The sequence below is a fragment of the Enorma massiliensis phI genome (genome assembly GCF_000311845.1).
GTDB lineage: Bacteria > Actinomycetota > Coriobacteriia > Coriobacteriales > Coriobacteriaceae > Enorma > Enorma massiliensis.
Map to the genome: position 1 here is coordinate 1,262,965 of NZ_HE978574.1, position 23,581 is coordinate 1,286,545.

The 23,581-nt window shown below is 61.3% G+C and carries 24 protein-coding genes; 4 read left to right on the plus strand and 20 right to left on the minus strand.

Translation table 11 applies throughout. The annotated features are described in order from the left end of the window. Window positions 1-3: 3 nt before the first annotated feature. From aroC to aroQ, 4 genes are read left to right on the plus strand one after another with little or no spacing between them, the layout of a single operon-like run. Complete coding sequence (aroC, locus tag HGEM_RS05335) at window positions 4-1,107, plus strand: chorismate synthase (protein WP_019128382.1); 1,104 nt, start codon at window positions 4-6, stop codon at window positions 1,105-1,107. A 26-nt stretch (window positions 1,108-1,133) separates the two neighbouring features. Further along, window positions 1,134-2,279, plus strand: coding sequence for a prephenate dehydratase (pheA, locus tag HGEM_RS05340; RefSeq protein WP_019128383.1), 1,146 nt, complete (start codon window positions 1,134-1,136; stop codon window positions 2,277-2,279). Then, window positions 2,279-3,544 carry a shikimate kinase gene (locus tag HGEM_RS05345; protein ID WP_019128384.1) on the plus strand — a complete coding sequence of 422 codons (1,266 nt, stop codon included), beginning with the start codon at window positions 2,279-2,281 and terminating at the stop codon, window positions 3,542-3,544. The genes pheA and HGEM_RS05345 overlap by 1 nt, the downstream gene beginning before the upstream one ends. Before the next feature lie 43 nt (window positions 3,545-3,587). Beyond that, complete coding sequence (gene aroQ, locus HGEM_RS05350; RefSeq protein WP_019128385.1) at window positions 3,588-4,022, plus strand: type II 3-dehydroquinate dehydratase; 435 nt, start codon at window positions 3,588-3,590, stop codon at window positions 4,020-4,022. Window positions 4,023-4,047: 25 nt separating this feature from the next. Here aroQ and HGEM_RS05355 read toward each other — a convergent pair whose 3' ends face one another. From HGEM_RS05355 to HGEM_RS05450, 20 genes are all read right to left on the minus strand, one after another. Then, entirely contained in the window at window positions 4,048-5,682 is a 1,635-nt protein-coding gene (locus HGEM_RS05355; RefSeq protein ID WP_019128386.1) for a DNA repair protein RecN, read from the minus strand. Then, window positions 5,672-6,532, minus strand: a complete 861-nt coding sequence (locus tag HGEM_RS05360; RefSeq protein WP_019128387.1) for an NAD(+)/NADH kinase — start codon at window positions 6,530-6,532, stop codon at window positions 5,672-5,674. The genes HGEM_RS05355 and HGEM_RS05360 overlap by 11 nt, the downstream gene beginning before the upstream one ends. Beyond that, the gene (locus tag HGEM_RS05365) at window positions 6,529-7,332 is read right to left on the minus strand and encodes a TlyA family RNA methyltransferase (RefSeq protein ID WP_019128388.1); all 804 of its coding nucleotides are present in this window, start codon (window positions 7,330-7,332) and stop codon (window positions 6,529-6,531) included. The genes HGEM_RS05360 and HGEM_RS05365 overlap by 4 nt, the downstream gene beginning before the upstream one ends. Before the next feature lie 12 nt (window positions 7,333-7,344). Next, complete coding sequence (locus HGEM_RS05370) at window positions 7,345-7,641, minus strand: exodeoxyribonuclease VII small subunit (protein WP_019128389.1); 297 nt, start codon at window positions 7,639-7,641, stop codon at window positions 7,345-7,347. Between the two features lie 2 nt (window positions 7,642-7,643). Then, window positions 7,644-8,207 (minus strand): transcription antitermination factor NusB, encoded by a 564-nt coding sequence (nusB, locus tag HGEM_RS05375; protein WP_019128390.1) that lies wholly within the window; start codon window positions 8,205-8,207, stop codon window positions 7,644-7,646. Window positions 8,208-8,209: 2 nt separating this feature from the next. Next, complete coding sequence (locus tag HGEM_RS05380; RefSeq protein WP_019128391.1) at window positions 8,210-8,569, minus strand: Asp23/Gls24 family envelope stress response protein; 360 nt, start codon at window positions 8,567-8,569, stop codon at window positions 8,210-8,212. A gap of 33 nt (window positions 8,570-8,602) precedes the next feature. After that, the gene (gene efp, locus HGEM_RS05385) at window positions 8,603-9,166 is read right to left on the minus strand and encodes an elongation factor P (protein WP_019128392.1); all 564 of its coding nucleotides are present in this window, start codon (window positions 9,164-9,166) and stop codon (window positions 8,603-8,605) included. A gap of 207 nt (window positions 9,167-9,373) precedes the next feature. Next, complete coding sequence (locus HGEM_RS05390) at window positions 9,374-10,504, minus strand: M24 family metallopeptidase (protein ID WP_019128393.1); 1,131 nt, start codon at window positions 10,502-10,504, stop codon at window positions 9,374-9,376. Window positions 10,505-10,691: 187 nt separating this feature from the next. Continuing rightward, window positions 10,692-11,792 (minus strand): hypothetical protein, encoded by a 1,101-nt coding sequence (locus HGEM_RS05395; protein ID WP_019128394.1) that lies wholly within the window; start codon window positions 11,790-11,792, stop codon window positions 10,692-10,694. Then, on the minus strand, window positions 11,789-12,343 hold the full coding sequence (locus tag HGEM_RS05400; protein WP_019128395.1) for a shikimate kinase: 555 nt from the start codon (window positions 12,341-12,343) through the stop codon (window positions 11,789-11,791). The genes HGEM_RS05395 and HGEM_RS05400 overlap by 4 nt, the downstream gene beginning before the upstream one ends. A gap of 6 nt (window positions 12,344-12,349) precedes the next feature. Next, window positions 12,350-12,847: a YqeG family HAD IIIA-type phosphatase gene (locus HGEM_RS05405; RefSeq protein WP_019128396.1), complete on the minus strand. Its 498-nt coding sequence runs from the start codon at window positions 12,845-12,847 to the stop codon at window positions 12,350-12,352. Continuing rightward, window positions 12,844-14,127, minus strand: a complete 1,284-nt coding sequence (gene mltG, locus HGEM_RS05410; protein ID WP_230197223.1) for an endolytic transglycosylase MltG — start codon at window positions 14,125-14,127, stop codon at window positions 12,844-12,846. Before mltG ends, HGEM_RS05405 begins: the two co-directional genes overlap by 4 nt. Before the next feature lie 116 nt (window positions 14,128-14,243). Next, window positions 14,244-14,618 (minus strand): DUF956 family protein, encoded by a 375-nt coding sequence (locus tag HGEM_RS05415; protein WP_019128398.1) that lies wholly within the window; start codon window positions 14,616-14,618, stop codon window positions 14,244-14,246. Between the two features lie 118 nt (window positions 14,619-14,736). Beyond that, entirely contained in the window at window positions 14,737-15,681 is a 945-nt protein-coding gene (locus HGEM_RS05420) for a PTS system mannose/fructose/sorbose family transporter subunit IID (RefSeq protein ID WP_019128399.1), read from the minus strand. 18 nt (window positions 15,682-15,699) lie between these two features. Further along, on the minus strand, window positions 15,700-16,515 hold the full coding sequence (locus tag HGEM_RS05425; RefSeq protein WP_019128400.1) for a PTS mannose/fructose/sorbose transporter subunit IIC: 816 nt from the start codon (window positions 16,513-16,515) through the stop codon (window positions 15,700-15,702). Window positions 16,516-16,528: 13 nt separating this feature from the next. Then, window positions 16,529-17,521 carry a PTS sugar transporter subunit IIB gene (locus tag HGEM_RS05430; protein ID WP_019128401.1) on the minus strand — a complete coding sequence of 331 codons (993 nt, stop codon included), beginning with the start codon at window positions 17,519-17,521 and terminating at the stop codon, window positions 16,529-16,531. 530 nt (window positions 17,522-18,051) lie between these two features. Then, the gene (ruvX, locus tag HGEM_RS05435) at window positions 18,052-18,465 is read right to left on the minus strand and encodes a Holliday junction resolvase RuvX (RefSeq protein WP_019128402.1); all 414 of its coding nucleotides are present in this window, start codon (window positions 18,463-18,465) and stop codon (window positions 18,052-18,054) included. Between the two features lie 3 nt (window positions 18,466-18,468). Further along, window positions 18,469-21,126 carry an alanine--tRNA ligase gene (alaS, locus tag HGEM_RS05440; protein ID WP_019128403.1) on the minus strand — a complete coding sequence of 886 codons (2,658 nt, stop codon included), beginning with the start codon at window positions 21,124-21,126 and terminating at the stop codon, window positions 18,469-18,471. A gap of 334 nt (window positions 21,127-21,460) precedes the next feature. Next, a complete protein-coding gene (locus HGEM_RS05445; protein ID WP_019128404.1) occupies window positions 21,461-22,792 on the minus strand; it encodes an AI-2E family transporter in 1,332 nt (443 codons plus the stop codon). Then, a complete protein-coding gene (locus HGEM_RS05450; RefSeq protein WP_035100720.1) occupies window positions 22,789-23,580 on the minus strand; it encodes an RNA polymerase sigma factor SigF in 792 nt (263 codons plus the stop codon). The genes HGEM_RS05445 and HGEM_RS05450 overlap by 4 nt, the downstream gene beginning before the upstream one ends. Window position 23,581 lies beyond the last annotated feature (1 nt).

Below are 23,581 nucleotides of genomic sequence, written 5' to 3' on the forward strand. Positions count from 1 at the left end.
CGCATGTCGTCGATGTTGGGTACCGCGCTCAGGGTGAGCATTTTCGGGGAGTCGCATGCACCGGCCATCGGTTGCTCGATTGACGGTATGCCTGCGGGCGTTCCGCTCGATCTTGACGAGCTCCAGAACTTCCTGGACCGCCGCGCCCCCGGTCGCGACGCCACGGCCACGACGCGCCGGGAAGCGGACCGGGCGCGCATTCTATGCGGCGTCGTCGACGCCCATACGACCGGAGCCCCCATTGCGGCGATTATCGAGAACGAGAACACGCGCTCGCAGGATTACGACGAGCTGCGTCGCGTGCCCAGGCCGGGGCATGCGGATTACCCTGCGCGCATCCGCTACAACGGGTTCAACGATGTGGCGGGAGGCGGCCATTTCTCAGGAAGGCTCACCGCACCGCTTTGTATCGCCGGCGGTATCGCGCTCCAGGCTCTCGCGCAGCGAGGAATCCGAATCGCGGCCCACATCGCCAACCTGGGCCCTCAAGGCATACCCGACACCCCGCTCAATCATATGGAGCTTGATGAGGACCAGCTCACCCGTCTGAGTTCCCATGGTTTTCCCTGCATCGATGAGGGGGCTGCGGAGGCCATGAGGGAATGCATCCTCGATGCGCGCAACGATCTCGATAGCGTCGGCGGCGTTATCGAGTGCGTGGCGTATGGCGTGCCCGCAGGGCTCGGCGATCCAATGTTCGATGGCATCGAGAACCGAATCGCCCGCGTCGCATTCGGCATACCCGCAGTCAAGGGTGTTGATTTCGGGGCCGGCTTCTCAGCTGCCTATTTACGTGGAAGCCAGAACAACGACCCCTACCGTATGGACCACGGCAACGTGGCGCCGCAGACCAACAACGCCGGGGGCATCTTGGGCGGCATCTCAACCGGTATGCCCATCGTCTGGCAGATGGCCGTGAAGCCCACGCCGTCCATCGGGAGGAGACAGCAAAGCGTCGACCTCGATGCGGGGTGCGATGCCGACCTTGTCGTTCGAGGGCGACACGACCCCTGCATCGTACCGAGAGCCGTGCCCGTAGCCGAAGCCGTCTGCGCGCTCGCGCTCCTCGACCTAATCCTCGAATCTCAGGGCCACAGAGCTCTTTAGCCGTTTTCTGGACCGAAGGGACGATCATGGACTTAGCAGACGTGCGCAACCGGATCGACGAAGTCGACCACAAGCTGCTGGACCTCTTCTGCCAGAGGATGGAGCTCGCCGCCGAGGTTGCCGAGTCAAAGATCGGCTCAGGCAAAGCGGTCTTCGACCCCGCACGGGAACGAGAGAAGCTGCTGGACGTGGCGCGCCGCTCGCCCGAGCGCCTCCAACCGCAAGCCGTCGCGCTCTTCTCGCTCCTCATGAGCATGAACAAGGCAGAGCAGCAGCGCATCATTGCACGCGGTACCGGCGAAAGCCGATCCGCGCGCGCACACGCAAGCCTCAAGCCGGTGAGCGAGCCCTTCCCAGCCACAGCGAGCGTAGCATGCCAGGGCGTCGAGGGCGCCTATAGCCAGATCGCCGCGTGCAAGCTCTTCCGCGTGCCCGGCATCACGTTCTTCAGCACCTTTGAAGGCGTATTCCGCGCGGTGCGCGAAGGCCTCTGCGACTTTGGCGTGCTTCCTATCGAGAACTCCACGGCAGGCTCGGTGAATGCCGTCTACGACCTTCTCGCCGAGTACTCGTTTTCCATCGTAAGGAGCCTTCGCCTCAAGATCGATCACAACCTGCTCGCGCGCCCCGGCGTGCATCGGGAGAATATACGCGAGGTCTACTCGCATGAACAGGCTATCGCGCAATGCAGCGACTATCTAGAACAGCTCGGTGTTACCGCCCATGAGCTCAAGAATACCGCTCAGGCAGCCGAGTTCGTCTCTCGCTCCCCTCGAAACGATATCGCGGCCCTCTCATCGCGCGATTGCGCCGCCCTCTACGGCCTCGATGTGCTCGAATCGAACGTGCAGGATTCCGACAACAACTACACGCGCTTCATCGTCGTCTCGGCAGAGCCGCAGATCTTCCCTGGCGCCACGCGCACTTCGCTCATGCTCACGATGAAACACGAGCCAGGATCTCTGTACCGCGTGCTCGAGCGCTTCTACGCCCTCGATATCAACCTCGTTAAACTTGAAAGCCGGCCCATCCCCGGCCGCGATTTCGAGTTCATGTTCTACTTCGATATCGAGAGCCCTGCGGGCACCGAGCCCCTCGACACGCTCCTCGACAGCCTCGATGACGTGTGCGAAAGCGTCAAATACTTCGGCAGCTACACGGAGGTGCTGTGATGGCGTATGGTTGCGAGGATACGCCTCGCTACGGCCTGCTTGGCCGCACCCTCGGGCACACCTACTCCCCGCGCATCTACGAGCTCCTTGCCGGTATCACGGGCTACGAGCGCTTCGAGCGGGAGCCTGGCGAGGTCGAGCAGTTCTTGCGTGAGGGCACATGGCAAGGCCTCAACGTCACGATTCCCTATAAGCGAACGGTCATGCCGTATCTTGATGAACTGTCCGAATCTGCCCGGCGTTTAGGCAACGCGAACACCATCGTCCGGCTTTCCGACGGCCGCCTTCGCGGCGACAACACCGATTACTTCGGCTTCAAAACGTTGGTGCAGTCGCTCCGGCTCGAGCTTACCGGCAAGCGCGCGCTCGTTTTCGGCGGGCACGGCGGCGCCGGTACGACTTGCATGGCGGTTCTTGCAGATTTAGGCATGGAGCCGATTGCCGTGGGACGCACCGGAGAGGTGACCTACGAGGATCTTCCGCGCTTTGCTGACGCCGCACTCGCCGTGAACGCTACGCCTGCCGGAATGTACCCGTCCTGCCCTGGGGCACCCTGCACGCTCGATGCGCTCCCCCACCTGGAGGCCGTCGTTGACATCGTGTACAACCCTGCGCGCACCGGGCTTATGATGGAGGCTGAGCACCGAGGCATCCCGGTGGCTGGTGGGCTCCTCATGCTCGTGGCGCAAGCCGCGGGCTCGCTCCATGATTTCACAGGCGAGGATTACTCCGCCGAACGCATTGCCGCCGTGACAAACGAGCTTGGATACGAGATGCAGAACATCGCCCTCATCGGCATGCCGGGGGCAGGTAAAACCCGCGTTGGCCAGCGTATCGCCCAGAGGCTTGGGCGCGAGCACATCGATCTTGATTGGGCCCTTGAAGAGCGCCTTGGCTGCAGCTGCTCCACGTTTATCACCGAGCGCGGCGAGGCCGCATTCCGACGCGAGGAAACTGCCCTCTTGGGCAAGGTTGCCAGACGCGGCAGCATCGTGCTCTCATGCGGCGGGGGTGTGGTGACGCGGGCTGAGAACTATCCCCTCCTTCACCAGAACAGCCGGATCGTGATGCTCGACCGGCCCCTTGGGGAGCTTTCGAGCAAGGGACGGCCGGTCTCGCAGCGCGACGGGGTTCAGAAGCTCGCCGAAGAGCGCATGCCGCGCTATCGAAGCTGGGCTGATGTCGTTGTGACCTCGCGCGAGTCGGCCGATGCCACCGCGCGGGCCGCCATTACACAGCTTGTACGCGAATCTCAGCAGGTTTGATAAAACGAACCCGGTTCATTTTATCAAGGTAGGAAGGGGCCTCGTGAACGCACTTGTCATCAATGGACCGAATATCAACATGGTCGGCATACGCGAGCCAAACATCTATGGTCGAGAAACCTATGACGACCTTGTTCGCATATGCAAGGAAGCTGGCAGCGAGTTTGGATTCGACGATGTTGAGGTCTTTCAGTCGAACCACGAGGGCGCGATCATTGACCGGATTCAGGATGCATACGGCACGGTGGACGGCATCGTCATCAATCCGGCTGCGTTTACGCATACAAGCATCGGCATTCTCGATGCACTCAAAGCCGTGAGCATCCCCGCCGTCGAGGTTCACATCTCTGCCGTGGATGAGCGCGAGGACTTCCGGCAGGTCTCGTATGCTGGCATGGCCTGCTTTGCCCGCGTAGCCGGCGAAGGCCTTGCCGGCTACCGCCACGCCCTCCAGCTCCTCGCCGATCATCTCAAATGAATCGCCAGCACCGGGTGTCTACGATTCACTGCCAGGTGCCGGATTCTTGAAGCATCTGGCGGGCATGGATGAGAGACGCCTCGGATTCATCGCCGGAGAGCATGCGGGCGATCTCGTGCACGCGCGCTTCGCCCGAAACCTCGGCAAGCTGCGTTTCGGGCACATCGGCGTCGTCCTTGCGCACTACGTAGTGGCGCTCCCCCATCACGGCGACCTGTGCCAAGTGGGTCACGACGATGACCTGATGCGTACGAGCAAGGTCAGCCAACACCGCTGCAAGCGAGCGGGCCACGGCACCGCCCACGCCGGCATCGACCTCATCGAAGACGAGGGTATCCACACCGTCGGTCTCCCCCAAAACGACTTTGCAGGCAAGCATGACGCGCGAGAGCTCGCCGCCAGAGGCGATGCGCCGAAGCGGTCGCGGCGTCAGGCCGGCACCGCTGCGGTACAAAAGCTCGCACGTCGTGGGTCCAGTCTCGTTCCAGCGCTCACGCGGCAGCGGCCTCGACTCCCAAACGAGCTCAGCATGCCCCATCTTCAAACGCGCCATCTGTTTGCCAGCCTCGCGGCAAAAGCGAGGCGCTGCCTCATTACGGCGCTTGGTAAGCATCTTGGCCGCTTTGGCGAGCGCCGCCTCTGCAACATCGACCGCCTCCTGCGCGCGCTTGATCCGCGCCTCACCATCACTTACGACGGCAAGCAGCTCACGCGCATCCTCGCGGCGGGCAAAGACGTCTTCCATGCGGGGGCCGAACTGTCTGAGCAATCCCTTAAACGCTGAAAAGCGCTCCTGAAGCTGCGCAAGCTCGGCAGGATCGAAGTCGATGTTATCGCGATATCTTCTGAGGTCAGACGAGGCGTCTTCGAGCGTGATGGCCGCACCGGTCAAGGTGTCGGCGAACTGGGCAAGCTTGGCGTCGACCGATCCCATACGCGCAAGCTCGGCAATCGCCGAATTCAGTGCGTCGAGCGCGCCGCCCTCGCCCGAAATAGCTTCGGCCGCCTCGTGCGCGGTGCCCGCGAGCGCCTCGGCGTGCTCCGCACGCGGCAAGGTTTCTTCGAGTTCCTCGAACTCACCCTCTTGGGGATCCACCTCATCGATGCGCTCGAGCGCAAATCTCGCCTCCTCGAGACGAGAGCCCTGCGTGCGCGCCGCCGCCGTGACCCGGTCAAGCTCATCTTTAGCCGCGCGAGCACGCTTCAGCGCTTCACGATACCCCTCAAGTGCTGCGGCTACCGGAGCACCCGCCCAAGCGTCAACCATCTCGACATGCGCCGCGGCATCGAGCAATCGCTGATGCTCATGCTGGCCGCAGAGGTCGATCGTAGGGCCGATCGCCTGCGTAAGCTCGCGCACGCTTCCCAAATGCCCATCGAGGCGCACCCGGCTCCGACCGTCGGCGCCAACCCTGCGCGATGCGCAAACGCCCTCAACGTCATGAGAATCGCGAAAAACCCGCCCCTCGACGACGGCGCACTCAGCACCCTCGCGCACGAGCGACGCATCCGCGCGCTCACCCACCAGAAGCTTCAGAGCAGAGAGAAGCGCCGTCTTACCGGCACCGGTCTCGCCGGTGAGCACGGTAAGGCCCGCCGCCGGAGAAAAGGTCGCTTCATGGATGAGCGCGAGGTCAAGAACGTGAATCTCATCGATCATGGTGGACTCCGTAGAACACGCGAGACACCGAGGTATAGAAGCTTTCAGGGCCGTAATCGAGCAGCAGGATATCACCCGGCCCGCGGCGAGCAACCACACGGTCGACCACGGCATCCTTCGCTACAAACACGCCATCGACGGCAACAGCGGGGATAGAGGGGCGATCGCGCGACATCTCGATCTCGACCACATCGGAAGGCGAGGTCAAAAACGCGCGGGCCTGAATGGTATGCGGCGCAATGGGCACGCACACCATGCCGGTGTAATCTGGACTTACGATAGGGCCGCCCGCCGAAAGCGCATAACCGGTAGACCCCGTCGCCGTCGACACGACCACGCCGTCGCCCCGCAGCCGATCGATGCGGTGCCCCGACACCGTGATGGTGAACTCAACCATGTCGGAAAGAGGACCGCGCGTGAGGGCGAGATCGTTTAATGCAAAGGTATCGAGGGTCTGCTCTTCACCTTCGTCGGTATGCGCGAAGACATCGATGGCGAGTGTGGCGCGCCGACTCACGTGCATCTCGCCCGCCAGGGCATCGCTCACCACGGAGAGGATGTCGGTATCATCGGGACTTGCAGCCGTGAGGAACCCAAGATGCCCATAGGACAATCCAAGTATTGGAATCTCCTGATAGCCGACGATGCGCGCAGCCCGCAGAAGCGTGCCATCGCCGCCAAGGGAGATAACAAGGTCCGAGCCCTCAATATCGGGAGTCGAGACGATCTTAGAGCGTTGATCTGCCGCCCATGCCACCTCATAACCCTGGCGCGAAAGCCAGAGCTCGAGCGCCAGGCCGCTCTCGACCGCCTCGTTTTTATAGTAGTTCGGCACGAGAAAGACCTTCATGCGCCCACCACCCCTTCGATGGATGAGAGAACCCGTTCGCGCGCCGCGGCAACCTCAGTTTCACCGCCGGAGCCCAGACGACCAAGGAGAAAGAACTCAACGTTACCCTTCGTACCCGTTATGGGCGAGGTGCACACACCCTCCGGCGTGAGGCCGCGCCCGGAGAACAGGTCTACCGCTTGCTCGAGTACGCGACGACGTACGTTCGGATCGCGCACGATCCCTCCTTCACCGACCTCAGAGGCAGGTGCCTCGAACTGGGGTTTAACGAGCGTGAGAAAGCGGCCGCCAGGAACGAGCAAGGCGATGACGGCATCGATAATGTGCGCAATGCTCGTAAAGGAAACGTCGCAGACGACCAGATCGCAGCAGGCGCGATAGCCCAGCGAGGGCAGATCGACCACATTCGTCCGCTCTAGGAGCGTGACGCGCTCATCGTTTCTCAGCGACCATGCGAACTGCGCTCTACCAACATCGACTGCAATAACCGAGGCAGCACCGCGCTTAAGAAGGCAATCGGTAAAGCCGCCAGTCGAGCACCCGATATCTCCGCACGCAAGGCCGGAAGGATCCACGCCGAAGGCATCGAGCGCGCCCTCGAGCTTAAGACCTCCCCTCCCAACATAGGGAAGACGCCCCTTGACATGCAAAGGAAGGCCGGGGTCGACCATCATGCCGGGTGAGGTGAGACGTTCTCCCCGCGCAGAGACATCACCGGCCATCAAGGTGCGCAGGGCATCCGCGCGATCAACGCAGATGCCCTGAGCAACGAGTTCATCATCGAGGCGTACGCGCTTCATGGCACGCAAGCCCTATTCAGTTGGAGGCGCTGCATCGGCGCCCGCATCGGAAGCCGAATCGGACCCATCCTGGGCCGCAGCATCGAGGGAGGTGTCGTCGGCACGAGCCGCCTGATCGAGCTGTGCTGCCTCCTCAGGGCTCAGATCGAAGCTATCGACGAGCTCTGCAGCACGAGACCCAAGCTCGATGGCCTCGTCATACAGGTCGAGGCTGCGCTCGAGCGACGTGTCCTTCGAGCGCACGACCGAGATGATTTCGTCCAAGCGCTCCGTAATATCGGCGAAGCTGTTCGGGGCGATCTCAGCCATACCTAGCAGCCCTCACTCGACACGGGAGCTTCGGCAGCGGGCGGCTCAGCAGCCTCAACGGCATCCGTCGCCTGTGCGCCCAAGGCGGGCGCAGCCGAGTCCTCCGCAGGCGTGGAATCAACGGGGCGCGGGAAGATGCGGGAATCGCGCACCACGCGCCCAAGCACGCCGTTAACAAAGCTTGCCGATTCATCGGTGCCGTACGCCTTGGCAATCTCAACGGCCTCGTTGATCACCACGGCATCATCGACGCGCTCTGGCGAGAACCGCAGCTCGTAGACGGCAAGGCGCAGCAGATTGCGGTCCGAGCCGGGCATGCGGTCAAGAGCCCAGTTCTCCGAAACCCGGGCAAGGCCTCGGTCGATCTCGCCGATATGCGCATAGCAACCGCGCGCCAGCTCGGCAGCGTAAGGAACGAGCGGGCTTGCCTCCTCGGAGGCGCGCGCCAAAAGATAATCGCCTGCGAGCACATCGTCGACGGTGCGCCCGAGAATCTCGGCCTGGAAGAGGAGCTGAAGGGCCTGGCTGCGGGCAAGCGTGCGCCCGCGTTCTACTTTGAGGCTCACTACTACTCCTTGGGGAAGACGAGCCCGTCGATGCACACATCGACGCGCGCCACGGAAACGCCCACCTGGGCATCGATAGCGTGGACGACCGCCTCGCGCACGACCTCGGCGAGCTTCTTGAACGGATAGCCGAAGAACACGACAAGGTGCACCGTGATCGCAAGCTGGTCATCTACGACCTCGGTCTCGACCGCAGGAGCGGCGGCGGTGCTGCGCGCAGAGAGCATCGAGACGAGGTTGGTGGCGAGGTCCTTCACGCCGACCGACGCGATGCCCTCGATCTCCTCGACGGAGCGCGAAACGACCGCAGCGAGAACCTCCGGCGCAATGCCGATACCGGAAATGTAGATCTCCTGAGACATGGGGTCCCCCAAATACGTACGATGGAGCAGAAACTAGACGCGGGAAACGAACTTGCCGTCGCGCGTGTCGACCTTGATCATCTCGCCCTCGTTGAGGTACATGGGCACCTGGACAACTGCACCGGTCTCGATGGTGGCAGGCTTGGTGGAACCCTGAACGGTGTCGCCCTTGAAGCCCGGATCGGTCTGGGTGATCTGGACCTCGATGAACATCGGCGGGTTCACGCCCATAAGATCATCGTCGGCGTAGAGAAGCTGGCAGACGTCGTTCTCCTTGAGCCACTTAGCGTTGTCGCCGATGAAGTCCTCGGGCACGGGAACCTGCTCATAGGTCTCGTTGTCCATGAAGATGAAGTCGTTGCCGTCGTTGTAGAGGTACTGCATCTCACGGGTGGAGAGCATGACGCTTTCGAACTTGGTGCCGGCGTTGCAGGTGTTCTCGACCACGCGGCCGGTCTTGATGTCCTTGGTCTTATAGCGCACGAACGCGCCGCCCTTGCCCGGCTTGACATGCTGGAACTCGACGATGGTCACGACCTTGTCCTTGATGCGCAATCCGATGCCGTTCTTGAAATCGGCGGTGGTGATGGTTGCCATGTGCTACCTTTCTTGCTTGTCTGCCACGCAGAGACCTGCGCTGCATTGATGCATGAACGTACAAAGTATACGCTTTCCCGCGCCTTTACGCAGGTGCAAGCGCAACTATCCACAGAGCGAGCGTCGAAGCGCCCGCCTCTCGACGAAGCAGCCTGGCAGCGACGCGATGGGTGCGAGCCAGGCTGAACCAAAGGGAGCTTGTATCTCCTAGCAGTCGATGACCTGAAGGTCATGCGGGCTCTGGGTGAAGGGGACGAAGCCCTGGGCGGTCACGAGACCGCAGTCCTCAAGGCGAACGCCGAACTCACCGGGCAGATACACGCCCGGCTCGATCGTGACGACGGAGCCCTCCCCCACCGTATTGTGCGTGCGCCCAAAATTGGGGAGCTCATGGATGTCGATGCCCACGCCGTGGCCAAGGCCGTGGCCGTAGTACTCGCCGTAACCGGCATCGCCGATAATCTTCCGCGAAAGCTCATGGATCTCGTTACCGTCCACGCCGGCATAGACCGCCTTAGCGCACTCCTCATGCGTGCGCTGCACGAGGTCGTAAATCTCGCGCATCTTCGCCGAGGGCTCGCCCACGGCAACCGTGCGGGTCATGTCGGAATCGTAGTCGTGGTAGCGCGCGCCGTAATCCATGAGAACGAACTCGCCCTTCTGCACAGGGCGATCGCTCGGGATGGCGTGCGGGTTCGCCGCATTAGGGCCTGCAGCGACGATAGAGCCGAACGCAAGGCCGTCGGCTCCGTTTTCGAACATGAAGTTCTCGAGCTCGAGCTTTATCTGCTTCTCGGTGAGACCGGGACGAATAAACTCAAGCATGTGCGCAAACGCGGCGTCGGTGATTGCCTGGGCCCGCTTCATGAGGGCGATCTCCTCTTCGTCCTTCACCGCGCGCATGAGGCGAAGGTCCCCATGCATCTGCGGAAGCAGGGCACCGATGGAAAGATCCCCGAGTCCACGGACCAAACCGTCATAGAACGAGAGCTCCATGGTGTCCTCAACGGCAACGACGCGACACTTGGCATCGCGAGCACGCTCGGCAGCCCAACGCGGAATACCGATGACCTCCATATCGAGGACCCAAGGGCTATCTGCCGGAAGATGCTCGATGAAGCTGTTGTAGTAGCGAGAATCGGTGTGCAGGAACGTATTCGACGCGGTGATGAACGCAGCGTGCGGCAACTCGCCCGTATAGTCGAACACGCCTTCGGCGCCGGTCAACCAGCGAAGATTCGCCTCATCGCGAATAATGACGGCATCGTAGCCGCGCTCGTCCATGAGCTCGCGAACACGCTCGATGCGACCGAGCGGGCCAGAAGCATGTGAGGACATAAGTACCCCTTCTTTCTAAATCGTTTGACTCACAGACACCGGGTGTCTGTGAGTCATTTCCGGGTGTCTGTGAGTCATTTGAATCGCCAACACCGGGTGTCTGTGAGTCATCTGACATCCAGGATCCGCAGTAAAGCATACTGCAAGTACGCTGAGCGAGCACCGGTTAGGAGAAATCAATCGTTCGCTATGCCACGAGCTCCGCACGCGAAGCAACATAGGCACGCGCATGGCGCACGAGCACATCGTCGGGAACGGCCGTTAGCCGAATGGTGCCCACCGATTTGGGAAGCGGGAGGAGGAAACGGTTAGACCGGCGCGCATGCTCCTCCTTGAGGGCGCGCACGAAGCCCTCGGCATCGAGCGAGAATCCATATTCCTCGATGCCGAGGTCTTCAAACAGATCATCCTGATCAAAGACGATATCGGCATCGAGGCCAGCCGCCTCCACAGCAAGACGGGCTTCGAAGCGCATGCCCTCTGACAAAAGCGCCCAACCAGGGGCTTCGGGCCCCAGACAACGTGCGAGCGCACGAGCCGTCGCGCGTCCATAGGACAGCGCATGCCGGGCAGAGGGGTTTGCGGCCTTAACGACGTTGCGACGCGCCTGCTGCACCGGTCCAAAGACCTCACTGAATGCAACGGGCTCATCGGCAGCGATGAGAGGAGCGCTCTCGACCAGCTGCTCCCAGACGCGCTTCCCCTCTGCAAGGGCGGCGCCGAGCATAAGAGCCCTGCCCTCGAGACGTGCTTCGAGCGGCATGTCGGCGATAAGATCGAAGTCGCAAACGACCATAGTAGGCATCGGCCTGAGCGACACCATATCAGGAGCCTCTGGAGTAGCAAGCGGATGCATCTCGGTGGGCAGCGTGACCATCGCGTCGAGGGTGGTGGGAATCAGGGTGCACGGAACGCCCCCGCACCAAAGCTGCGCGGCGAGAAGCGCCGAAGAGCAAAGTTTCGCATCGCCGAGAGCGAGCATGAGGTCGTCGGCGGTAAGAGCGGCACGAGCGCATCCAGCGAGCACCTCGGTAGCGCTCGAGAGCGTGGCAGGATCCGTCTCGCGAGGGAACACGCATTCCTCCGTCGAGAAACCGGCGTCGATAAGTGCCCTGCGCACCGCATCGCCGTAAGCCGTATATGCATCGTCAGTTGAAACGAGTAGGGCGCGCTTAGGCATGCCGACCGCTCCCGACACGATGCGAGGAAGCTCCTCGAGCGCACCGGATCCCGAACGGACATCGATGCTCTTCTGACTGATGTTGAGGAGTTGACGCTTGATCGTCACAGCAAACCACGCTCCAAAAGCATATCGGCACAGATATAGGACACGTCTTCGAATGAGCGGCCGCGAATATCCACCGTCAAATCCGCCGCCGAACGGTATAGCGGGCGACGATGCTGGTAGAGGCGATGCGCGTGCTCGCGCGAACGGAAATCGGGACGACTCGCAAGCGAGCGAATCTGCCGAAGCGAATCATCGAATTCACCGTCTAGGTATACGCACACGCCCATCTCGTGCATAAGCTCGATGTTACGCGGTGTCTCCACGATACCGCCCCCGCACGAGACCAAGAGGCTGCGTTCGCTCGCAAGCGATTCAAGCGCCTTGGTTTCAAGCTCTCGAAACGAAGCTTCACCCTCGTTGCGGAAAAGGTACGAGATCGAATGCCCCGCCCTGCGCTCAACGAGACGATCGGTATCGAGATAGCGGCGCTTGAACATTCGGCCGAGGTTCCTTGCGAGCGTTGACTTGCCCGCACCCAGAAAACCAATGAAGAAGATATGGTCGCACCCGTGCTTCGAAGCAAGGACGCGACCGCCTTCGGATCCCCCCATGCGCCGTTACTCCTCGCACGTAAGGTTGCGAAGCGCGCGCCGCTCGAAGATGCGGAAGATCTGCGTATACCAGAGGTCGGCTGTTGCCTGCGGCTTCACGAGAATCGTATCGATGCCGGCAAGGTTACCTGCCCACACATCCGTATAGAGCTGGTCTCCCACCATGACTGCCTCATCCTTCGAGACGCCGGTTCGTTTGAGCCCGGCATTGAGCGCGAAGGGAGCGGGCTTCATGGCGTGGCTTATCGCCTCGAGACCGAGCTCGCCCGCCGAGCGCATAACTTGGTCTCTATGCCAGTTATTCGAAACCATGCAGAGCCTAAACCCCAAGGCCTTCGCTCGATCGAGCCACGCGGCTACCTCGTCTGGTGCGGTCGCGCGATCGCGCGGCACGAGTGTGTTATCACGGTCAAGCAAGATAGCGCGCTTGCCCTGAGCGAAAAGCTCTTCAAGGTCGATACGGTCGACAGATGCTACATAACGCGTGGGTGAAAAGAGGCTCATGATTGGGAATCCCGATACTCCTGCACGTTCGCTTGGAACTCGTCGTAGGTTTCACTGAACTTGTGCGAACCATCGCCCGCACTCGAAAGCACATAATACAGGTAATTGGTGTCATCGGGGTTGAGAGCGGCCTGAATGGACGAAACACTCGGAGAGCAAATGGGCCCGGGCGTGAGGCCGGTGTTCTGGTAGACGTTGTACGGCGAATCAATCTCGAGGTCATCATAGGTTACCATGCCGGACCCGCCACCGCGCGCATAGACGATCGCGGCATCGATCTGGAGCGGCATGCCCTCGTCGAGGCGGTTATAAATGACGCTCGCGATGGTCGAGCGCTCGCTTTCCACCGAGCTCTCGCGCTCGATGAGCGAAGCCATAGTCACGATCTGCTGCGCCGTGAGCCCATTGGCACCATCGGTCAGGTTGAGGCCTGCGGTCTCCGTCTCGAATTGATCGAGCATCGCGCGAATAACCTCGTCTGCCGTGGGATCATCCTGGAACGAATAGGTCTTGGGATAGAGATAGCCCTCGAGCGAATCGTTATAAGCGCCTTCGAGGAAGGGATAATCCGAAACATAGTTCGAAGCCTTCGCCTGAGCGAGGAAGTCGTCGGCAGAGATGCCATACGTCTCCTGCACGCGCTCGGCGGTCTGTTGGACCGTAAGGCCCTCGGGAATCGTCAACGTCACGCCCTCGACGTTCGGGCCATCGATAAGCTGCTGCACCACTTCTTCTGGGTCTTGCAGCGTGGTGAAGAGGTAGTCACCGGGCTTTAGCAGAGCATCGGCCTGCATGCTGCTGACCGTGGCGTAATACTCCTTGGGATCCTCGATGATATGGTTCTGCGAAAGAATGGAGGCGATCTGGTCGCCAGAAGCGCCCTGGGGAATGTTGATCTGGACCTCGATGCCAGCCTCGACCGCCGGTTCGTTCGAGCCGGAAATGAGCCGGCCAACAGCCGGAACGACGAACAGAACGATCGCGGCAATAAGCGCTACTGCAACAGCGCAGACGATAATGATGGGAACGATGGGCTTACGGCGAGCTTGAGTGGTCGAGCGGCGCTGGTAAGCAGGCTGGACGCCATGGCGGCCCTGCGGGCGACCATGCGCCGGGGCGGGCATGCGCCTCGCAGGTGCGCCTACGGTACGCGAAGGAGCTGCCTGAGGAGCGGTCCTGAACCTCGTACCCTGCGGACGGCCCTGCCCCGCAGCGGAAACGTTGCGGGCATGTGCCCGGCGAGCGGAGCGATGCGCCCCATCATCCCTAAGTTCTGCCACGGCATCGTCCTCCGGAATCATATCGAGGGGTAAAACTGTCGATCCCCGATAGTGTACCGCAGGAGCGCCCAAACCTTAAAGTTTTCATCGAACCTTGAAGGTTTGACACCTATTGTTTAACCGCGATGAATCAGATGCAGAATGCCGCGCTTTATGACGCCGAAGAACGTGGGAGAACGAAGCAGGCGGTCGGCAGGGATGTATTCGCGGATCGCGCGAAGGGTCTGCTTATTTCTCCTCGTGGAGAACGAAAAGGTACCGTTTTGCTTGGTGAAGATAGCGAATCGCGGAATGAGCCGGCCGCCGAACATAACCGACGCCGCGATATGGTCGACCTCGGCCCAGGGAATCTGAATGTAATCCTCTGGGTTTCGCTCGTTGTAGAACTCGAAAGCGCGATCCCCAATCATGACGTCGCCGTATTTAGACAGCCCCATGAACATGGTGCCCCGCGTCGTGAGGTCCAGTTTCGTGTTCAGAGACTGCGCCATAGCGTCACCTTCCTCGTAAGTAATGCCCGTACAGAGCGCGGGGCCGCGCTACCGGCTCGAAAACCGAGCACAGTCCGCGACCCCGCACACAAAGCGCCATTACCGGCGCAAAACTGCTTTAGAGCAGGCCGATATAATGACCAGCGATACCGACAATGAACATGCCGACGATGATGGCGATCGGGGAAACCTTCTTCTTAAGCAGCCAGCAGCACAGAAGCGTCACGCCCACGGCGGCGAGGCCGGGGATGAGCGAATCGAGATTCGCCTGAAGGGTCGTGACCTTATTGACCTCGAGGCCCGTGGCGCCGAGCGACGAGTACTGGGAAAGTGCGCTATGAATAGCGTCTGCCACACCCTGGCCACCATTGCTCGCGGTATCAGCAATGGCATTCCAGTCAATGTAGGCACCCTCAGACTGCGTGACCGTGGAAACGGTCGGAGCAAACGAGATGGAGACCCAGCGCTCAACGAGCGAGCCGATCACGAACATACCGAGAATCGAGGCGCCCTCGGTGATCTTGCCCATGAGGCCGCCGGAAAGGTCCTTCGTGATGGAGGTGCCCAGCTGGTAGCCGAACTCCTGCGTGTACCACTCGAACGCAAGACGAATCACGTTCCAGGCAACGAAGAAGAGAAGCGGGCCCATGATGTTGCCGCTCATAGCGAGCGAGGCGCCCAGGGCACCGAGAATCGGGCGAAGGGTGAACCAGAAGACGGGGTCGCCAACACCGGCGAGCGGGCCCATCATACCGACCTTCACGCCCTGGATGGCGGCGTCCTCGACGGGGGTGCCGTTGGCACGGTCCTCCTCAAGAGCGAGGGTTACGCCGATAACGGGCGAAGAAACGTACGGATGGGTGTTGTAGAACTCCATGTGACGCTTGAGCGCCGCAATCTGGTCATCCTTGTTGGGGTAGAGCTTCTTGATGGCCGGAACCATCGAGAAGCACCAGCCGCCGTTCTGCATACGCTCGTAGTTCCAGGAGCCCTGCAGGTACTGATGACGGAACCAAACCTTGAGACGATCGCTCTTGGAAAGGGTGATCTTGTTCTCTGCCATAGTCTCTCTCCTCCCTTCCTACTCGTAGTCGTCCAGGATGTCGCCGAGCGGGTCGCCCGAGCCGCCACCCATGCCGCCGCCCTGCTTGGCAAGCTCCTTGAGGCCCAGATAAATGAGGGCAAGGGAGATGCCGATGACACCAAGGGCGATAAGGGTGAGCTCGGAGATGGCAGCAAGGCAGAAGCCGAGCGCGAAGAACGGCCAGACCTCCTTGGTCGCCATCATGTTGATGACCATGGCGTAACCAACGGCAGCAACCATGCCGCCGCCGATGGCCATGCCATCGGAGAGCCAGGCGGGCATCATGTTCAGGGCGCCCATGACGGCGTCGGACGGGATGAAGCAGAGGGCAGCTGCCGGAATGGCGATACGGATGCCCTGCATGCAGATCGCGACGATCGACCAGAAGTCGATGGCGGCGAAGTTGCCCTTAGCGGCAGCGCCGTCCATGATGTGGACCACCGGAATGGCGAGCGTACGCACGATCATGGTAAGGAAGAGGCCAGCCACGGACAGCGGCACGGCCACGGCGATGGCCGTGGAGATAGCGGTGCTCTGGTCGGCGCCGTTACCAACGGCGATGACCATGAGAATTGCCGATGCGACCGACGCGAGTGCGGCGTCGGGGGCGACGGCAGCACCAACGTTAGCCCAGCCAAGGGCCATCATCTGGAGCGTACCGCCCAGGATGATGCCAGCCTCAAGCTGACCGCTCACCAAGCCGATGAGCGTGCATGCGACCAGCGGCTGGTGGAACTGCCACTGGTCCAGAACGCCTTCCATGCCGGCAAGGAAGGCAACGATGACAATCAGGATGATTGTGAATGCCGACATGTTTCCCTCCTTCTTACGCTTGCGCGGCCAGCTCGGACTTGGCCTTCTTCATCATGGAGTCGAAGTTCTCCGGGGAGTCCGCGGGAACCTTGCGCACGTCGAACTCGACGCCCTTGGCCGCGAGGGTCTCGAGGCACTCCACATCGGCCTGATCCATAGCGATCGCGTTGGTGACGACGACCTTGCCCACAGAGTGAGCCATAGAACCGAGGTTCACCTTCTTGATGTCCACGCCACCCTCGATGCACTTGAGCAGATCCTGCGGCGTCTCGAAGAGGAGCATCGCCTTGGTCGCACCGAAACGGGGATCCTTGGCGACGTCAATCATCTTCTGGATGGGGACGACGTGAGCCTTGACTCCCGGAGGGGCCGCCTGCTGGATCATGGTCTTGCGCAGCTCGTCATGAGAGACGGCGTCGGAAACCACGATGATGCGGTCGGGACCGGTCTGCTTGGTCCAAGTGGTTGCCACCTGGCCGTGAAGCAGGCGGGTGTCCACGCGGCAGAGCACGAACTTGATGTGGCCATCGCCCAGAACCGTTCCCTCGGGGATGGAGCCCGTCGGGTGGGCCGGAGCAGCCTCAACGGCCTTCGGGGCCTCGGGCTCGAGGCTCTCGGGCTTCACGCGCACGCCATCACGGGACTCCTGGATGAGCCCAGTCGCAATCTCGTGTGCCGTGGCCTCGGGGTTCATGCGCAGCGTGTACGCCGTGATGACCATGGGGAGGTTCATACCCGTGACGGCAGCCCACGTGGGATGCCCGTCGAGCAAACCGTTGATCTGGTTGAACGGCGTGCCGCCCCACAGGTCGACGAGGAAGAGCACCTGCTCCTGATCGGAAAGCGTTGCCACCTCCTTCTCGATCTCCGCCCTAAGGTCATCCGGACCCATGCTAGGTTGCAAGCTGACGGAAACCACGTCCGGCTGGTCGCCGAAGACCATGGACGCCGTCTGCTTGATGCCCTGCGCGAGGTCGCCATGACTTGCGAGGACAATTCCTACCATACCTACCTCCTTACTATTGAGAGGTTACCTACGTGTGTGCACTGACCTTCTTACGCACACAGTGGAAATTATAGACAAAATGTGATGGGATGGTAGAGGAACCGTGATGAAATCTTGCATTAAGGTATACGCATTGCGAATACCTCGAGGTAGAAGCTGATTTTAATTTCCTGAGAACACGAGCGGAACGCACGGGCAACGCAAGGGCGTCACGCCGGTGCCGCAAGGCGCTCTTGGGCGCATTCCGGACGGCCCGGGCCTCTCAGGCGTCTTCTGGACGCTGCCACTGTCTTCGGGCGACATTCGGACAACCGCGGGCTTCTCGGGCGACATTCGGACAACCGCGGGCTTCTCGGGCGACTTTTGGACACTAAGCAGTCGAAAAACGTACCAAAGTCGCCCGAAAACGAAATGAGTGTCCAATTATCGCCCGAGAACGAGGATGCGCGCTGATTGTGCCAGAACACAGAGAGAACGTCCGAATGTCGCCCAAAACAGAACGCGAGAGTGAAGCTCAAACTGAGCCCGAATCACTTATTTCGCACATCAAGCCAAGTCTGAAGGAAAAGACTTGCGGCAACGCTATCTACCTTGCCGCGCATTTCGCGCTCCGAAAGCCCCTGTTCTCGCAGAATCCGCTTCGCTTCGCGTGAGGAGAGGCGTTCGTCTATGAACTCAAGGGGAAGACCGGTTGCGAGCGCGATCTTCTCCGCCGCATCTATAACACGCTGGGCTTGCGGGCCGTCCTCCCCTGCCAGGGTCTCAGGACGGCCGCAAACGAGCACCTCAGGCTCATAATCTTCGATGATATAGCGGAATGAGCGCGCGTTGCCTAGGACCTCCTGCGCAGGCAGGACCTTCACCGGCATGGCAAGGGTCCCCGTAGCATCAGACACGGCAATGCCAACGCGCGCTTCCCCGATGTCAAGTGCGAGCGCGATCATGGCCTATGCAGAAAGTGCGGCGCGCGCGGCTTCGAGCGCAGCGGGGATGCCGCTCGCGTCCTTACCGCCAGCCTGCGCCATCTGCGGACGCCCGCCACCGCCACCGCCCACGAGCGGAGCGATCTGCTTGATGATATCGCCAGACTTGAAGCCAGCCGCGACCGCCTCGTCGGTGGCACCGGCAAGAAGCGCCGGCTGGCCCTTGCTCGTCACCGTAGCAAGTACGCACGCAACCGGCTCATGAAGCTTCCGGCGAATGGTGTCCCACACGTTGCGGAGGTCTGCAGCCTCAAGGCCCTCAAGCTGTGCGACAACGAGCTTATAGGCACCAAGATCCTCTGCATGGGCGATGGCATCGTCGATGGCGTTGGAGCCGCCGCCGGTAAGCGCGTTCTTGAGCTTCTGAGAGGTCTCGCGAAGCTCCTTCTGGAGCCCGGTGATACGGCCTGCCACCTCATCAGGACGGCACTTGAGCTCGGATGCGGCGGCATCGAGCATGCGTGCGCGCTCCTCAAGATACGCGATGGCGCCCTCGCTCGTTACCGCTTCGATGCGGCGGACATTTGAGCCCGTCGAAGACTCGGAAACGATCTTGAAAAGACCGATCTCTGCCGTGTTTGCAGCATGGGTACCACCGCAGAGCTCGCGCGAGAACGGGTGCTCCTCGGCGCCGACCGAAACCACGCGGACAACGTCGCCGTACTTCTCGCCGAAAAGCGCCACAGCGCCGGCGGCCTTGGCCTCGTCGATAGCCATCACACGGGTCACAACGGGCTTGGCAGCGAAGATCTGGTCGTTCACGAGGCGCTCGATCTGTGCAAGCTGCTCGGAAGACAGCGCCTCGAAGTGCGTGAAGTCAAAGCGCAGGTGCTCGGGGGCAACGAGCGATCCAGCCTGGTTCACATGGTCGCCGAGCACGTTCTTAAGGGCAGCGTCAAGCAGGTGCGTCGCGGTGTGGTTGCGGCGCAGGAGCGCGCGGCGATGATGGTCGACCGCCGCGTTCACGATAGCGCCTTCCGCAAGCTCTCCCTCCTCGACGACCGCGCTGTGCGCATACATGCCGTTGTGAGCCTTGGTGTCACCCACGGTAAGGCGCACTCCCTCGGCCGACAGCGTGCCCGCATCGCCCATCTGTCCGCCCATCTCGGCATAGAACGGGGTGCGATCGAGCACGACCTCGACCTTCTGGCCAGCGCCGGCATGAGCTACGCGCTCGCCGTCAACGACAAGCGCAAGCACCTTAGCACCCTCAAGCTCTTCATCCTCGTATCCAGCGAACTCGGTTGCGGAAACGGAATCCGAGAGCTCCGTCCAAACATCGTTGAACGAACCCCAGGCATCGCCCTTCACGTTCGCACGGGCGCGCTCGCGCTGCGCCTCCATCTCGCGGTTGAAGCCGTCGATGTCAACGGCATGGCCCGCGCCCTCGGCGATCTCGACGGTGAGGTCGATCGGGAAGCCGAAGGTATCGTGCAGCTTGAAGGCGGTGGCGCCATCGAGCACGGCGCCGTCTGCAAGGCCGCCGAGCGCCTCGTCGAGGCAGACGCGGCCGGTGTCGAGCGTGCCCGAGAAGCGCTCCTCCTCCGCATCGACGATACCCTTGACCAGGGCGACGTTCTTGAGAAGCTCAGGGTAGGCGTCACCCATGAGCTCGTTTACCTTATCGATGAACCGGCCAAGGAACGCCCCCTCGATGCCGATCAGGCGTCCGTGGAAGACCGCGCGGCGCAGCAGGCGGCGCAGCACGTAGCCGCGGCCCTCGTTGCCGGGCAGCACGCCATCGGAGATCAGGAAGTCGACCGAACGGGCATGATCGGCGATGATGCGGAGCGACCTGCTCTGCCCCTCGTAATCGTCGCTCACGTACGAGACGCCCGAAATCTCCTCGCCAAGCCCGATGAGCCCCTGCATGACATCGCTGTCGAAGAAGGACGACTTTCCCTGCATGATGGCGCTCATGCGCTCGAGGCCCATGCCCGTATCGAGGTTGCGATGGGGCAGCTCGGGCATGGAGCCGTCCTCTTGGCGGTCGAACTGCGTGAACACGAGGTTCCAGTACTCGAGGAAGCGGTCGCAGTCGCACCCGGGCGCGCAATCAGGACGCCCGCATCCCACATCCTCGCCCATGTCGTAATAGATCTCGGAGCAGGGGCCGCACGGGCCGGTGGGGCCGGCCGCCCAGAAGTTATCGTCCTCGCCGAGACGGCTGATGTGACTCTCCTCCACCCCGAGCTTCTTCCAGATCTCGAAGGTCTCGTCGTCATCGGTGAACACCGTGAAGTAGAGGCGCTCGATCGGCAGATGGAACACCTCGGTCGAGAGCTCGAGCGCCCATGCGCATGCCTGCTCCTTCGAAACGCCGCCAAACGAGAAGTTGCCGAGCATCTCGAAGAACGAAGCGTGGCGCCCATCGGAACCGATGATGTCGATATCGTTCGTGCGCACGCACTTCTGGCACGAGGTCGCGCCGATCTCGCGCATGGTCTTCTTGCCCTGATAGTACTGCTTGAACTGGTTCATGCCCGCATTCGCGAGAAGCAGCGAGGGGTCGTCGGGGATGAGCGAGGAGGACGGGAAGAGCTTGCACCCGCGCTCCTCGAAGAAGGTGAGGAACGCAGAGCGAATCTCAGCGGTGGTCATCGAGGGAACATCTGCTGCCATGGCGGTATCTCCTTGGGAGTCAACGAATCTCAAACGCACAAAGTATATATGAAACAAGCGGCGAGCGGGTGCGCGCAGCTCGTCTGCGCTGCAAAATCAGGTCACCGAACACACTCGAGGCTCGAATCGGAAGGTTTTTGAGATCCGTAGAGCAGTCGCACCCCTCAAAATCACACGACCTGCGGTTTTGTGAATGCATTTGGGCTGACTACTCAGCGGGTCGACAAAAACCTTCCGATTCGAGCCCTGAACGTTACGCGACTTGGCAAATGTCGCCCTAACTCGACTCATGCAATCGCCCTAAGAAGCAAGAAAAGTTAACGGCGGGATTGCATCACTTATCGCTAGGACGATGAAGGAAGGCGAGCTTGCTCCATGGGTTCTCAAGCTCAGCAGGGCGCGGAACAGCCTCGCCCGTGGGTGCAACATCGTCGCTGATGAGCTCCGACTCTGCAACGAAACTGTCGTCGCCGAGCGCATCGAACGCAGGAACCGGGGCACCGTCCGCGTCGCGGTACGGCGTTCCCTGGAAGATGGCGCCATCGTAAGAAACGAGCGCTCGACCCGTCTCCTTCTCGAAGTAGAACACGAAAAGCCCCTTGAGCGCGGCGCACAGCGGAATGGCGATGACCATGCCGAGCGGCCCCATGAGCGTGGAGCCGACCACGAGCGCAGCAAGGTTCATGGCAGGATGAATCTTGACCGAGCTCTGCATAACCTTCGGGCTGATGACGTTGTCGGTAACGTTTTGAGCAACCATGGTGATCACGAGGGTCCAGATGGCAAGCACCGGACCATAGAAGACCGCGAGAAGCGTTGCTGCAAACGAAGAGATCCAGGAGCCGAGCACGGGAACGAGATGCATGACGCCGGTGAGAACGCCCATGAGCGCCGCATACGGATGCCCCACGATCGCAAGGCCGACGAAGGCGAGCACGCCGTTCACAAACGACGTGATCACCATGCTGCGCATATAGCCGCCGACGGAACGCGAGAGGATCGCGACCATAAACCGGTAGCTGGTCTCGCGCTCCCCTCCCACGATGATGCCGATCTCGCGGTGGATGCGCGGATAATCGAGCGCAAGCCAGTACGCGAGAACGATCCCAAGAAAGACTATGAAGAGCTGTGAGGTAAAAGACGATATGAAGGGGAAAATGCCCGCGCCAAGGCCACTCGCCAGCTGAGTTATATAGGTAGAGGCCACATCTGCGATCGAGCGAAGCGCCTCATCGAACTGGCTTGCCCACGACGACTGCGAGAGCGCCTCGAAATCACGAGATACCTGGATCGCCCAATCTCCAAGACCGCGCAGTTGCTGCGGAAGCCGGGAGAGCACTTCCATGATCTGCTCGGCGAACACCGGCCCAATCACCATGAGAACGCAGAGAATGACTGCAACGACAGCGACAAGACCTATGAGCGCGCCCACCGAGCGCGGAACACCCTTGTGCTCAAGGGCGTTCACGATCGGCGATTCGATGAACGCGATGAGCGAGCCCACCGCAAGGAACTCGATCACCGGGGCGAGGACGCCCATCACGTTCAGAATCGCGACACCGACGATGATGGCGCCGACCACTGACCACACGCGGAGCGCGATGAGGCGGGCGCCGGGAAGCTTCGCCTCCGCCGCCTCGTGCCTGTTAGCCTTATTTGTCATCATTGCCGTGCCATCACGCCGTCTGGGTCGATCTTATCCTGGATCTTCTTAAGGGTGCGACGCAGCAGGCGAGAAACCTGCACCTGGGAGATACCGAGCTGCTCGGCGATCTCGATCTGCGTCATGCCCTTCAGGAACCGCAGCTCGATAACCTCGCGCTCGCGTGGCGAGAACCCCTTGAGCGCCTCCTCGATGACCAGGCGATCATCGGTGAAAGCGAGCTCATTGTCTTCGCTGCCATAGCGATCGATCACCGATGGGGCGTCGTCGTTCTCAGAGCTGCCCGTACCCTCGAGCGGAACGGAGCTGTACGCACTCGAAGACTCCATGGCCTCGAGCACCTCGTCTACCGACGCATCAAGGTAATCGGCGATCTCCTGGATGGTAGGCGAACGCTGGAGCTGGGTGGTCAAGGTATCGGTAGCCTGGTTGACCTTGGCGGAGAGCTCCTGCAGGCGGCGCGGAATGCGCACGCTCCAGCCCTTGTCGCGGAAGTGGCGTTTGATCTCGCCCAAGATGGTAGGGGTCGCATAGGTGGTGAACTCGAGCCCGCGGTCGGGATCGAATCGGTCTATCGCCTTAAGAAGGCCAAGATAGCCAACCTGAACCAGGTCGTCCAAGGGTTCGCCGCGGTTCTTAAATTTGTTCGCGAGGAAGCGCACGAGGTTGAGATGGGACATAACCAGTTGCTCACGAGCTTCCATGTCGCCATCTTCCTTGTAGCGACGGAAGAGCTCGCGCGTCTTCTGCTTGTCCCAAGCCGATTTACTCGACGAGGTCTTTTCTGTCATA